The sequence below is a fragment of the Clostridium punense genome, from assembly GCF_017874425.1.
In the GTDB taxonomy this organism is placed as follows: Bacteria; Bacillota; Clostridia; order Clostridiales; family Clostridiaceae; genus Clostridium_J; species Clostridium_J punense.
The window spans coordinates 40,402-53,356 of record NZ_JAGGLL010000018.1 but is presented as its reverse complement, the minus strand read 5'-3'; the positions used below and the strand labels follow the sequence as shown (position 1 = coordinate 53,356).

Annotated in this window: 15 protein-coding genes; all 15 read right to left on the bottom strand. The window is 30.2% G+C overall.

Annotated elements, in window-relative coordinates; genetic code table 11:
- Positions 1 to 65 precede the first annotated feature (65 nt).
- The 15 genes from J2Z44_RS12135 to J2Z44_RS12065 all read right to left on the bottom strand — a co-directional run bounded on the left by J2Z44_RS12135 (position 66) and on the right by J2Z44_RS12065 (position 12,727).
- Positions 66 to 938 (bottom strand): DNA-binding domain-containing protein, encoded by an 873-nt coding sequence (locus tag J2Z44_RS12135; protein ID WP_021285256.1) that lies wholly within the window; start codon positions 936 to 938, stop codon positions 66 to 68.
- A 5-nt stretch (positions 939 to 943) separates the two neighbouring features.
- Positions 944 to 2,176: a sensor histidine kinase gene (locus J2Z44_RS21965; protein ID WP_209649599.1), complete on the bottom strand. Its 1,233-nt coding sequence runs from the start codon at positions 2,174 to 2,176 to the stop codon at positions 944 to 946.
- A 417-nt stretch (positions 2,177 to 2,593) separates the two neighbouring features.
- Complete coding sequence (locus tag J2Z44_RS12125; protein WP_021285253.1) at positions 2,594 to 2,956, bottom strand: MazG nucleotide pyrophosphohydrolase domain-containing protein; 363 nt, start codon at positions 2,954 to 2,956, stop codon at positions 2,594 to 2,596.
- A gap of 153 nt (positions 2,957 to 3,109) precedes the next feature.
- On the bottom strand, positions 3,110 to 3,568 hold the full coding sequence (locus J2Z44_RS12120) for an 8-oxo-dGTP diphosphatase (protein ID WP_021285252.1): 459 nt from the start codon (positions 3,566 to 3,568) through the stop codon (positions 3,110 to 3,112).
- A 10-nt stretch (positions 3,569 to 3,578) separates the two neighbouring features.
- Positions 3,579 to 4,778, bottom strand: a complete 1,200-nt coding sequence (locus J2Z44_RS12115) for a hypothetical protein (protein ID WP_021285251.1) — start codon at positions 4,776 to 4,778, stop codon at positions 3,579 to 3,581.
- A gap of 292 nt (positions 4,779 to 5,070) precedes the next feature.
- Positions 5,071 to 5,589 carry a GNAT family N-acetyltransferase gene (locus J2Z44_RS12110; RefSeq protein WP_021285250.1) on the bottom strand — a complete coding sequence of 173 codons (519 nt, stop codon included), beginning with the start codon at positions 5,587 to 5,589 and terminating at the stop codon, positions 5,071 to 5,073.
- Positions 5,590 to 5,684: 95 nt separating this feature from the next.
- Complete coding sequence (locus J2Z44_RS12105; protein WP_021285249.1) at positions 5,685 to 6,167, bottom strand: NUDIX domain-containing protein; 483 nt, start codon at positions 6,165 to 6,167, stop codon at positions 5,685 to 5,687.
- A gap of 143 nt (positions 6,168 to 6,310) precedes the next feature.
- Positions 6,311 to 6,850 (bottom strand): hypothetical protein, encoded by a 540-nt coding sequence (locus J2Z44_RS12100; protein ID WP_021285248.1) that lies wholly within the window; start codon positions 6,848 to 6,850, stop codon positions 6,311 to 6,313.
- A gap of 35 nt (positions 6,851 to 6,885) precedes the next feature.
- The gene (locus tag J2Z44_RS12095; RefSeq protein ID WP_021285247.1) at positions 6,886 to 7,707 is read right to left on the bottom strand and encodes a class I SAM-dependent methyltransferase; all 822 of its coding nucleotides are present in this window, start codon (positions 7,705 to 7,707) and stop codon (positions 6,886 to 6,888) included.
- A 192-nt stretch (positions 7,708 to 7,899) separates the two neighbouring features.
- On the bottom strand, positions 7,900 to 8,451 hold the full coding sequence (locus J2Z44_RS12090) for a DEAD/DEAH box helicase family protein (protein WP_021285246.1): 552 nt from the start codon (positions 8,449 to 8,451) through the stop codon (positions 7,900 to 7,902).
- A 59-nt stretch (positions 8,452 to 8,510) separates the two neighbouring features.
- Positions 8,511 to 9,176, bottom strand: coding sequence for a class I SAM-dependent methyltransferase (locus J2Z44_RS12085; RefSeq protein WP_021285245.1), 666 nt, complete (start codon positions 9,174 to 9,176; stop codon positions 8,511 to 8,513).
- Between the two features lie 69 nt (positions 9,177 to 9,245).
- Complete coding sequence (locus J2Z44_RS12080) at positions 9,246 to 9,893, bottom strand: 3'-5' exonuclease (RefSeq protein WP_021285244.1); 648 nt, start codon at positions 9,891 to 9,893, stop codon at positions 9,246 to 9,248.
- Positions 9,894 to 10,142: 249 nt separating this feature from the next.
- Positions 10,143 to 10,925: a class I SAM-dependent methyltransferase gene (locus J2Z44_RS12075; RefSeq protein ID WP_021285243.1), complete on the bottom strand. Its 783-nt coding sequence runs from the start codon at positions 10,923 to 10,925 to the stop codon at positions 10,143 to 10,145.
- Positions 10,926 to 11,018: 93 nt separating this feature from the next.
- A complete protein-coding gene (locus tag J2Z44_RS12070) occupies positions 11,019 to 11,888 on the bottom strand; it encodes a metallophosphoesterase family protein (protein ID WP_021285242.1) in 870 nt (289 codons plus the stop codon).
- Positions 11,889 to 11,992: 104 nt separating this feature from the next.
- Complete coding sequence (locus J2Z44_RS12065; RefSeq protein ID WP_152513299.1) at positions 11,993 to 12,727, bottom strand: hypothetical protein; 735 nt, start codon at positions 12,725 to 12,727, stop codon at positions 11,993 to 11,995.
- Positions 12,728 to 12,955: the final 228 nt, after the last annotated feature.

The following is a 12,955-nucleotide window of genomic DNA, read 5'->3' as shown; positions in this document are numbered from 1 at the left end:
CTTTTGCCTTTAGACTTCATGATTTGAAACTTGATTTATTCCTATAAAAAGCCCTATTAAATCTATTAACTTACTTTTGTAATAATACCCTCAATAAATTTTTTCACACTAATTTTCCCTGGATCTTCGCTAGAGTTATTTATATGTCTAATTTCTTGCCTTATTTGCTTAAAATCAAAAAGTAAGGTACTATATTCTGTGAAAATACTATTACTATAATCTTCACAGCCTAATTCAGCTATTGTAGTAAAGGCCTTTTGAATCGTTCTTCTCACTCTTTGTTCTAGAGCCTTCTTGTTAGCAAGGGTACTTTCTTTACTTTCTTCTTCAACAATTTCCTCATAGATGCTTTGCAGTGCGTAATTTGAAGAAGGATCTTTTCTTCTTATCTCTAATATTTTGTAGATAATCTTTCTCAAATCATTACTTCCAATCACCGCTGAAATTCCTATGTCTGTAAAAATACTAGTTATTTTCTTATCTATATCCAGCTGTTCAATAGTATTAGTGCCACTGTCCTTTAGATTAAAAACTGCATCCTTAATTAAATTCAGTGAATTTTCCAAGTCAATGTTCTCACATACACCTTTTATAACCTTTATAACTTCTATGTTATTAATAGGTTTTCCTATAAAAAACTTTATTCCACTTTCATAAGCTCTTGATACCAAGGCCTCATCCTCTACTTGAGATATCATAATAAATTTACCCTTATAACCCATTTTTGTAGCTGAGTTTATAACCTCAATCCCATCCTTGACAGGCATTAACAAATCTATAAGTACTATACTAGGATTGTAAAATAATATCTCCTGAACTCCATGTTCGCCACTATCTAGTTCGCAAATCACTCGTCCTAGATTATTTTTTTTAATAATTATTCCAAGCATTTTTCTGATATTAATATCATCATCAATTATTAAAAAAGTCTTTTCCATTCTCATCACCTACTCAATGAATTTTTAGGAATCCTTACTAAAAATGTAGTTCCTTCATGTAATTTTGATTTTACAGAAATATTTCCATTTAAATCTTCAATAATATTTTTAACATGAACTAATCCAATTCCTGTGGAAGGACTTCCTGTATCTTCATGAAACTTTGTAGTAAACCCTGGATTAAATATATAACTTTGTATATCCTCTTCTATACCACATCCATTATCTACTACTTTTATGTATATATTGTCTTCACTTTCCTGTTCTATAACATTAATTATACAATTGTTATCACAGGCTTCTATGCTATTTATAATCAAATTATTTAATATTGCAAATAAGCTGTAGTAAGGTACTATTTCAAAATCTTTTTCGAAAGAAAAATTCAGCTTTGCTGATAATTTATTAGAGTCAATATATCTAGTTGTGTTATCCTTTATAATTGTAAGCATTGTAGATAAAGTCATAACATCATGGTTTTCTACACTATTTACTAAGGTATCTAGCCCACTTATAACTCTATAGTAGTCCTTTTTTATTTCATGAACTTCCCTAGCAATATTTAAGGTTCTTTCCTTTAACCCCTCGTTATGCTTATATTCTTCATATAAACTATAGCTTTCACTCATAACCTTCTCAATGTCTTTCATAGATTTTTTTAAGTAAAACATTTCACTTTGAATATTAGACATTAACAAGTTTAATTGGGTATATCTTTCTTGATGCTCTTTTTTTAAAATGTATAGTTTCTCTCGCTTATGAGCTAAGCTTAACAAATATACTATTAGGCTTCTTATAATTGCAGCAAAAACAATAACCTTAAATACCTTAAGGCTAATATTATTTCTTATTAAAGCCTCAGAGATATTGCTTAAGCAATCTAAAATTGCTAATAATAAAAAACCATACGAAATATTATCTTTATATTTCCTAACTTTAGTTACCTTAATTAAAACACCTAAAACTAAATAGTATAGGAATGATGGGAAATTAAAAATCAATGACTCATGAATTGGGGAATTGAAGATTAATACATTTATAATAGTTCTTAGTAATAACACACCTATGCCACAAAATAACCCTAAAGTAATTTCTTCAATATCTTCTCTTGTTAAAATAATAAAGTTAAAGATAATAACTCCTATGGAAAGTCTTAGATCACTTTGAAAGGGATAAAAATACACTTGAGCAAATAATGTTATGAGTAACACGATAAAAAAACTCTTTTTCTCTTTCACCTAATTCCCCCATTTACTAATAAAATTTCTTTATATAAAATTCTTATACTTATAACTGTCCTATTTAAAAACTATAAATTTATATAACCCTAAAATGGCGAATTCACATATTAGTTTAGTAAATGCCTTCATTTCAAATAAAACATTAATGAGAAATTTACTATAATTCACATTGATAAAATCTATGCTTTTCCCATTGAAATTTTTCCAAAGAAAAAAGGCACTCCATCCTTCTAAGATTAGTGCTTCTCTCCAACCCAATAATAACTTAATAGTCCAAAGTTGAACTCTTATATAAGCTCAACACTAAGACTTTAAATTTATTATTAATATTATATCATAAATATTTTAAAAATAAACCTGTAATATAGTTTATCTTACTCTATTCCCAAAACTAAATTACCTTATTCTGTCAACTTACTCATTTTGTAAAAACTCTTTATGCTCTGTAACAAAATCACGTCCCATATTTTTAATATGCTTTTTCATAAAGGCCTCTGAAAACTCCGCTGATGTAATTCCGTAACAAGCTAAAGCATCAGTATAATACATGATTACATCTACCATCTCTTCAACAAAAGCCTGCCTTACCTCAGAGTCATCCATTATAGCTTTTTCCCCACGCTTTTTTATAATAGCTATAACCTCCCCCATTTCTTCAATTAGCCATAATAAACTACTACGTCCATTGTCAGGGGTTAGTGGCATCCATTTGCCTTTATATTTTTCCTGTAATTCTTCCTGCATTGACATAATTTCTGATATTTTTAAATCTGACATGCTACACCTCATATAAATCTTTTTCTTATGCTTTAATAAGCTTTACATTTCCAAGGCAATAACGTATTTTAAAAATCACTAGAATCCTTAAGATAAACAACATTGCTGTATATTTAATTACTTTTCAGCTTTTATGCCTTTAAAAACTGCCTATTAATACAATTTTATTATCCAATCCTCACCTGATTTATTACGCTGATACATAAACTCATTGTAATTATCCGAATCAAAAACCTTGAGTAAATCCATAAAATCCTCTACCAATGAGTAATCCTTTAATAAATCTCTGCGAATCCACTTCATTTCTCCTTCATCTGAAGAAACTAATGTACCCTCAAATTTATCTGTTTTAAAGAGCAGCACAATATATCTTTCATCTTCATCTGTTTGAAATTGCTTTACTCCACATAATTTGGGTTCCCTTATGGTCAATCCAGTTTCTTCATAAATCTCACGGATTACTGCTTCAACAAAGGATTCTTCCTTTTCAACATGTCCACCTGGAAAGGTAAGTCCACGCCAATCCTTTTTTACTCTATTTTGAAGTAAAATCTCATCTCCATCATAAACCATACACAAAACTGTTACTATGGCTTTCTCACACTTGCTCATATTTATCTCCTTAGTTTTCAGTCACTGTAATACTTCTTAAATATCTACCTTGTCCCTTAATATTTTCTGGCACTTCCACAAAACCTTCTCTTACTAAATACTCATTAGTAGCCCCAAAAATCTGGTGCCATAACTCATTGGCTACTTCCTTCATATCCACTAAGTGTATTACACTTGTTAAATTTACAGCATTGATTTCAAAACTTTCAAATATATTTTTAACCTCTGGAAAAACATTTACAAGTATAATATCTGAAATTTCTTTGATAGCAGTATCCATCTCAAAGTCATAAAATACTGGAACCTTCACTAAAATATCATCACTTTCATTTATATCAATGTACTCTAATTCTTTTAAGAAGTCAGCTAAGTTCCTCTCCTTTGACGATAGTTCACTATATTTTATATTTTTACTAATTGAATGGCATATTAATTTACCACATTCATATGCCATTTCTTTATTTTTACTATCCAAAATCTTGTTATAAGCTACATTCAAATCACCAAAAGTACTTGAGCTATTAACTCCATTTTGTGCAAGCCTAAGAAATCTAAACATATCTTTTCTTAAACCACTTAAATCTCCAAAGCTATTAAAGGTAAACCCACCGCTTCTATAGTTATTGCTACTGCATAAAATCTTATTGCTATGACTTTCTACTAACTCGCTATCTTCATAGGCAACAATAATATAATCTCTATTTCCTGGTTGTAATTTTGATGAACAAAAAGTATCTTTTTCTGTGAAAAATTCAAATGCTGTGCCATCAAAAATTTTGTCACAAATCACATGATAAAGTATGCGCTGATAACTATGATATTTTGAACACTTTAGCTTTGAAACTTCTTTATAAGATACATCCTTTAGCTCCATTACTTTTTTACCAATTACCTCACCGATGTCATTAAGATAAATTTCCATATCTATAACATCTTTCTCTAAGAAAATTGGAAATGTAACTCTGTATCCATTATTTCTAGCCTCTATTGCATTGATTAACTGAAGACTATTAATTAGCTGAGCTACTATTGGCTCTTCTAAATTTAAAACCTTTGATATTTCCCCACTATTTATAGAAAAGGGTTTGTTTTTTGCAATTAAATATAAAATTTCAGAAGCATATTCTTTATTGCATACATAAGCTGGATTATAATCATCATATTCCCCAACATCTCCGAAAAAGTAAAAATTCAATTTTTTATTAATCATTTTAACTTCCCCAATCCCCATAAGATTAGTAATAATCAAACTATCCATAACCTTACTTCATTTTTATTTATTATTTCTTGAATATTGCAACCCAAAGTCAAGGTATAAGTTATATATACATGGACCCTACCCTAACTCCATAAAACCTTTTGAAAACAAATAGAATAAGTTTTTGATCTTAAGGGTGACTTTTTCCTATTAAACTTGGTCATCTCCTTTTATGCAAAACTCTGCTAGCATGTATTTTCTAAGGCTTTACACTCTTTACTGCTAACTATTTAAACAATAATCACTAATCCTTTAGAAATTTCCCCATTATAATCATATCTATATATCCATCATCAGTTTTTACTGCTTTCTTTCTTCTTCCTTCTTCTGTAAAACCCAATTTTTTATAAAGGCCAATAGCTCGTATATTGTTTTCAAAAACTTCTAATTCAATTTTTTCAACATCATTAAATTCACACCACTGAATAATATTGTTCATCATAGAACTACCTAAGCCAATGCCCGAATACTCTTTTAAAATAGTTATACCAAAGGTTACAGTATGATTTAACTTACTCTTACTACTTCTATCTAAAGAAGCAGAACCCACTATTTTCCCCTCAATTTCCGCAACTAAAAAAAGTGCTGTACTTAATATGTATTGTTCTTCTTGCTCCACAGTAATATTAAATTCATCAGCTGTTGATGGAAAAAATGGAGATTCACTCATAACTTGCTTAACCATCAATATCATTTCCTCAGCATCCTTAGGTTCTGCATCTCTAATTATTATATTTTTATTGCTTATTAAATCTTTTATCATTTTCTCTCCCCCTCATGTGTTGTAAGTTTTAGCTAACGTATTAACTAGTTTGCATACCAGAATATTAATTTTTATTACAATTACTTGTTGATGATTTACTCATTGTATAATGGTTCTTCAATAAATGTTGGATAAAATCTATTTGTTTTTATATATTCTATTAACTTCTCATGAATATAAGGTACATAATTAATATTTTTCAACTCCGCTATTTCTACCCATTTTGCATTACTTGTAACAGCTGAATTGTCAGGGTCTATATCTGGTACAGATGGTGGCTTAATCTCATGGCTTCCATTTAGAAAACATCGAAATACAATACTTATATGTGGTGTTTGTCCATAAATAAAGTTAGAGTTATTAGGCTCATACTCATGTACATATATCAAGTCACCTACAGTAACATCTAAACCTGATTCTTCTCGTATTTCTCTCACAACAGCTTGTTTAACAGTCTCCCCTATCTCAACAGCACCACCAGGTATATTGTAGTATTCACCATTTCCAAATTCATTTAATAAAATCTTGTCATTGTTAATGACTATACCTCGCGCACTAACTCTTATATGAAATCTCATTATATCCCTCCCCCATTAATGACATATAAATTTCCTATGTTAAATTATTTATCTGTTTGAGCAAGATTACAACCCACCCTAATCTTATATGAAAATTAACTATAGTATATATTGGCATATGGAATTTAAAAACTTGAGTTATTTTAATATATAGCTACTACTTCTCTTAATATCTCAATATTTCTATCCATATCTCCCCAAACCTCTAACCTATGTCCAACTCCTTGAATTTGTTTTAAATAAATATTTTCTTTTTTACAATGTTCTTTTAGAACATCAGCATCTAACTGCTTATCCTCTGTACCTGCAATTACAGCAGCAATACCTTTCCCATATTTTATGTAAGGTAAAGTTTCTTCTATAGGTGTTAAAAATATGTGCCTTACTTTAATACATAATTCTTCCTCAACCCACCCAGCAACTACAGTCCCTATACTTTTAGAAACGAATACTATATCATCATATTTCGGTAAATTAGAGTTATGCAATTGTGATAACACAGAATTCTTTATATCACATAAACACTCTTCAAATGATTTATCTTGCTTAAGAAAATTATCATAACTAATAGATATTTTTTCATATCCTCTAAGTTCAAACTTAAAACCAGCATAGTACAATAATGGGCAGTCAGCACTGTAATTTGCTCCTGGAAATATCACAACTATCCTTTTATTCCCCAATTTATTTCCCCCTTCCTAAAATACCTGTATGATACTTATGATATTTTTCTAGCTATATATAAAGTAAAATTAAATAATGCTCCTACATAACCACCGTTACTGTCTATTAATTCCTCAATTTCTCTATTCATATTTTCAACAGCAACTTGATTTAACCCATCAACTTTTGATGCAAAGGCTGGAACTGAATTGAGAACTTTTAAATATTGTTTAGCATTGTTCTTTGTTTCCTCTGTATATTCTATTTTTTCCACTAGTTCAAACAAGCCAGATGCTTCAATCTCTGATTTTCTTTCATCATCCTCACTGTGTCCATCATGTTCTCTTCTTTGCGGTTTTTCACTTTCTATATCATAACTTGAAACATATTTATTAACTATGCTATCAATATTTTCTCTTATTCCCTTAGTTTCAAATAGTTCATCATTACTTGAGGTATACCAAAATAAAACAAGAAATCCATTGTCCTTCAAAAGTTCATGACATTTTTTGTACTTAATATTTTTATCTAGCCAGTGAAAGGCTTGAGCTGAATATATCATGTGAAATTTTTCATTGTTGTCACTTTCCCACTGCTCAAAAGGAGCTATATCTAGTGAAACCTTTAGGTAGCTTGTACATTTTTTCTTGAGTATTGCAGCCATCTCTTCGCCAAGTTCTATGGCATTTATAGCAAATCCTTTCTTTGCAAATTGTACAGTTGCTTTTCCTGTGCCTGCACCAATTTCTAATATCCTATTATTCAAATTCAAATCAGTTTTAAAGATAATATCCTCAATTAATTTCTCTGGATATGATGGTCTTATTTCGTCATATATCTCTGCAATGCCCTTGTAAGGTTCTATTTTATTAACCATGATTTCCCCAACTCCTTAAATATTTCAATATAAAAACCCTATTAATATAATTTAATTTCTAATTTAACACTTAATATATTTTACCATATTATTACTTGGAATATATACCATTTAAATTTTCATAACTTATCCTATGGTAAAAAAATATCTGTAGGGCCACTCTTTACTCTACAGATGTTTTGAATTAAATTTCTAAAGCCCAAAGTGATCTTTTATCATCTTGGCGACCATTTCTGGTGAAAGATTAGAATTGTCTATTTTTATATAATTGTCATAAGGAATTTCACCTTCATTGCTTACACAACGGTATTTTATACTATCGTTTATTAATCTTTGATTTGATGCTTCAATATCTCTCTTTGAAGCTTTATTTTTTAGACGATTTTCAGTAGCATTCCTTTGTAGCCTAATTTCTTGAGGTGCTACAAGCTCTGCAAAATATATATCTGCATTGTATTTTTTGAAAATATTGCAAACACCCTCAACATAATCCCAGTCTGCTTGTTGGTCAAAGGCCCACATATATGTAAAGATCATTCCATATTGCTCTGAACTTGCAAATTCCTCAAAAATAACTTGTCTTATTTTACCAATAGCCTTTCCATTGAAATAGCCAAATATATCTAGTACTGGTTCAATAATCATATGATTGTGAAATAACCGTAAATCTGTAATTTTGGTAAGTTCTTGTCCAACAGTCATCTTACCCACAGCACTATCTCCAACAATAAAAACTAATTTCAAAATAACACCTCTTTTATTCTTTTTTATCATAAAATACTGCGTTGTGTAATAAACAAAGCTTATTTTTTTCTTAATAACAACTTAAAATGTCTTGAAAACTTATTTGTATTGTGAATATCATAGTATTCTATTTCTTCAACGGGTATTTTTACAAATTCATAGTCTGAGAAATACTTCTTTATATCTTCTATATCAACATAGAAGTGTGGAATATTTCTTTCTGTATCATGTTCATCTCTCAAAATTGTATTTTTATCAACTCTTACATATTTATCAGCATTATCATATGCTGTTGAGTTCTTTGAGTTTAAAGTTATAAATAACTCTCCATTTCTTTTCAGTATACGAGTAATTTCTTTTAGTGATTTTATAAACCCTTTTGTGTCAGTGTGGTAAATTACATTATAAGCCATAATGCAGTGAAAGGTTTCATCCGGAAATGGTAACTTAAGCATATCACCCTGTTCTATTTGAATTTCCATCTGTTCTTCCTTAGCCCAACTTCTCAAATGATTAATTCCACTTTCCGACAAATCAATTGCACTTACCTCGTATCCTTGCTTCGCAAAATACATAGAATGTCTTCCTAACCCACATCCCAAATCTAGAAATTTACTATATCCCTTTGATTGCCAACTTTCAGCTAAAAAACTTGCTTCAGTGGTTGGCACTAACCAATAATCTATTTCATTTTTATCCCAATCCCATGCTTTTGATTTAATCATAGTTCCCCCATATCATTTAATAAACTTAACTTGCTTCAATTTAACATATACATTGCTTTAACTGTATTTTTAATAAGTGCAATCGAACAAACTAACCTGTACTGATTGATTATACTTTGTCTTTATCTCAGCAATCTTTAGTAACTCCTCTAAGTAAAGTATTTCTTTTCTCTTCCTCTGCACCTCTAATAATCCTAAGAATACCTGGGCAGTTAGTATGCAATCTGCCAAGGCTCTATGCCTATTCTCAGGTATTTCCAAGTTTAAAGCCTGAGCTAAGGTATCTAGTTTATAATTTGGTAAATCAGGTAATACATATTTCCCAAGCAAAATAGTATCCATTATAGGAGTTTTAGCAATAGCTTCATACTTTTCTGTGTGATGAGATAAGATATTTGCTTCATACTTTGCATTTTGAGCTATAAATACATAATTCTTTTTTGCACATGAATTATTAACCTTTCTCATAACCTCATCTATGCAGGGCTTTCCTATTAAATCCCTGTCATTAATTCCAGTTTGAATTCTACCACGTTCTGTAAGATGACATCCTTCTGGAGGCTGTATAAGCCAACTTATAGAAGCCGTTTCATCTATGCTTAAGCCCCTTATTCTTTGTATTCCTAATTCTATTGGCTCTGGAGAACGTCCCTTTGGAGTTACGGTTTCAAAATCTATCACCAAAAACTCCGTGTCACTTAATAATTTCTTAGCCATAATCCAGATTGTTCCTTTCATTTAGGCATTTGAAAATAAATAACAAGTCAAAGATGTGAAGGATATTTTGAGTTCACAAGCAAGCTTGTGCAGACAAGGAAGCTGGTTCCGCAGATAGTGGTGCTATCTAAGGGTTCTGCTGACGCAGTATAACTCAAAATAGACAAACATACTGACTTATTTATTTTTTGAAAATGCCTTACTTCACTTTTCATTGTACTTTAATAATACTTTGAAAGCTTAAAGACTCTAGCTTTTCTCAGGTTTTTGAGCAAGAAATAATTCTACTGTATCTTTAATAATAATTTCATTTCCTGATTCCTCAATTGCTGATTTTATCCTTTGAAAAAGCTGAGATTTTATTGGTTCTTCTAAATCTATATGATTTGAATAAGTATTCAGTAATTCTATGTATTCAACCCCAGTCATTTTCCTCATATTATGGTATAGCTTAAACTCAGCATTAATAAACCCATATTCCTCAATTTTACTTATACTTGAATATCTTGGTTTGTCTTGGTTATTAGATGCCTCAATACTCCACTGTGGTAAAAGCTCCTTATAAATAGCTTGAATTTTTTTATGTACTGGATTATCTTTATGATTTGGAGATGGTTTATTCCAAAACAAAGCAATGGTGCCACCACTTTTTATTATGTTGTATGCCTTTTTATACCCATACTCCTCTGGTATCCAATGAAAAGCAGTAGCAGAATATAACATATCAAACTTATTTTCCTCACAGTCATAATCTTCAAAAGCACCTTGAATAACATTAAAGTTGTCATAAGCTTTAAACTTTTCTCTTGTATAAGAAGCAAGGTTTTCTCCTAGTTCAACAGCTGTTACTTTGCAATTTGCCTTTAAAAAGGGTTCTGTTGCTTGACCTGTTCCACAACCAATTTCTAAAAGCGACTTGCCCTTAGTGATTTTTCCATATTCCATTATATCCTTATATATTTCAGTTCCATAATTTGGACGTCTCTTTTCATAATTTAAGACTTCCTCATCAAAGGTATATTTTAACTCCATATAATCCTCTCCTTCACAATAATTTCTGGTTTTGCCCACATAAGAAGTTTATAAATTCCCCTATTTATCTCTAGTCTATCTTTAATGATGTTACTATTGGTAGCACAGAGCGACCATTCCACCTATCACCAAGTCCCAGTTCCCTTGGCCATTAATCCCTTCAATATTAATACCACCCTTTTCAGTAATTGTAACAATAGCATATAGTCCATCTTTATATAGAACTAAGTCTTTTATAAAGGGATACTGCTGGTGAATTTCTTCTGAATAAGAAAAATGCTCATGTTCTGGTCCAACCCAAATATAAGACATAGAGTTAAGCCCAAAATAATGAGTTTGTCCAATTTTCTCAAGTGAATCTCCGTGGTCATGTCCATTAATGCACAAAAGTACCTTTCTTCCTGTATTATTTATCCTATTAATTAAAGCTGTTGCTTCAGCCTTGTTATGTACCCCTCTTTTAGCAAACTCATTTTCAAAACTATGATGGGAGAAAATCACATAATAATCACTACTATCAGTCAATTCATTTTCTAACCATTTTAATTGTTCCTCAGGAAGAACTGGATAAGCATCTTTTGTTTTGTTATAATTTCTCTTATAATATGGCTCATATCCTTCATTAGTTTTTATAAAACAGGTATCTAGTACAATAAATTTAATATTGCACTTTTTAAAGGAGTAGTAACTATTGTCCAGGTTTAAAAACTTCATCACTTCGTCTCTTTGAACTACATCAGAATCATGATTCCCTATGACATGATAAATAGGCTTTCCAATATCTAAAAGCATATGGAGTAAAAATTCATTTTCCTCTTTTGGTACACAAAAATCTCCAAGTTGAATAACAAAATCCAGCTGCTTATCTTTTACCTTAGTTATAAAATTTTGGAGCCTCTCAGCCCCATCATGAATATGGTCATAATGTAAGTCAGCAAACACTGCAAATTTAACACTCTTCATTCACTCACCTCTTCCCAAACTTGAAGAATATTATTGTTCTATCACTACTTAAGTCACGAAATTATGAATAAATTAACCTTTAAATCTCACTATTCATTGTGAAGTTACTCATAACTAAAATGTTTTTCTCTTAGCTTAACTTTTATTAAATCATATATTGCCTCATCAATGCCTATAGCATCAATATACCTAATAAACTTATCTTCAATATGTTTTATAGAATAATCAAATACAGTTTTGAAAGCTGAATCAAAGTCCTCTCCTACGCTACTATAAAATGTCTTAAAACTTTCAATACCGAAGCTTAGAATAAGATATTCAACGAATGCCCCTGCAACTGGATATGTTATAACATCATTATGTTTATAGAAGTTATCATTGACTAGTAGCTCTTTAATATGAAGGTATATCCCATTACTTAAGAAATATTTAGCCCATGCATAGTTAGGTATTCCCCACCAAACCTTATCATAAAACATTGCTAAGCCTTCACGGAGAAATGCTTGCTTTGGTCTTGATATGGTATTGTATGAAATTATATGTGCATCTTCATGAAATCCTACACACTTAACTTCTTTATTATATACAGCATAAATTTTATCTAAGCCATCATTAAACCCATTGCAAGGTTCATTATCCCCATAGACCTCTCCAACTTCTTCTGGAGTGCTGCACAAGTAATATTTAATTTTTTCTTTCATTTTAACCTTTAAGGAATTACTTATAAATTTATTGCAAATTTCTTGTAACTCTATTATTTTATCTATATGTTTTTCTGCTAATGATCCCTTTTGGTAATGAAATATATAGTTACTTGACTCTTTTTTACACCAGTCCATAAACTTCACCACAAACCCCTTTAAATTTACTATACTTCTAAACTATACTTAAAATTCTATTGTACACCAATGTATCTCTATTTTACCATATTATTACTTGTATTTTATACCACTTATTTCTTAAATTAACACCTACTAAATGTCTTTCAAATTATAATTTGTTTATAAAATTATTTTTATATATTAAAAAGCCTGTAGACTTTTGTTGGCTCTACAGACTTTCATAAT

Coding starts and splice junctions, on each gene's coding strand:
- J2Z44_RS12070 (WP_021285242.1), bottom strand. CDS start 11,888: ATGAAGAGTGTTAAATTTGCAGTGTTTGCTGACTTACATTATGACCAT.
- J2Z44_RS12135 (WP_021285256.1), bottom strand. CDS start 938: ATGGAAAAGACTTTTTTAATAATTGATGATGATATTAATATCAGAAAA.
- J2Z44_RS12095 (WP_021285247.1), bottom strand. CDS start 7,707: ATGGTTAATAAAATAGAACCTTACAAGGGCATTGCAGAGATATATGAC.
- J2Z44_RS12065 (WP_152513299.1), bottom strand. CDS start 12,727: ATGGACTGGTGTAAAAAAGAGTCAAGTAACTATATATTTCATTACCAA.
- J2Z44_RS12125 (WP_021285253.1), bottom strand. CDS start 2,956: ATGTCAGATTTAAAAATATCAGAAATTATGTCAATGCAGGAAGAATTA.
- J2Z44_RS12105 (WP_021285249.1), bottom strand. CDS start 6,167: ATGAGATTTCATATAAGAGTTAGTGCGCGAGGTATAGTCATTAACAAT.
- J2Z44_RS12075 (WP_021285243.1), bottom strand. CDS start 10,925: ATGGAGTTAAAATATACCTTTGATGAGGAAGTCTTAAATTATGAAAAG.
- J2Z44_RS12085 (WP_021285245.1), bottom strand. CDS start 9,176: ATGATTAAATCAAAAGCATGGGATTGGGATAAAAATGAAATAGATTAT.
- J2Z44_RS12120 (WP_021285252.1), bottom strand. CDS start 3,568: ATGAGCAAGTGTGAGAAAGCCATAGTAACAGTTTTGTGTATGGTTTAT.
- J2Z44_RS12080 (WP_021285244.1), bottom strand. CDS start 9,893: ATGGCTAAGAAATTATTAAGTGACACGGAGTTTTTGGTGATAGATTTT.
- J2Z44_RS12115 (WP_021285251.1), bottom strand. CDS start 4,778: ATGATTAATAAAAAATTGAATTTTTACTTTTTCGGAGATGTTGGGGAA.
- J2Z44_RS12110 (WP_021285250.1), bottom strand. CDS start 5,589: ATGATAAAAGATTTAATAAGCAATAAAAATATAATAATTAGAGATGCA.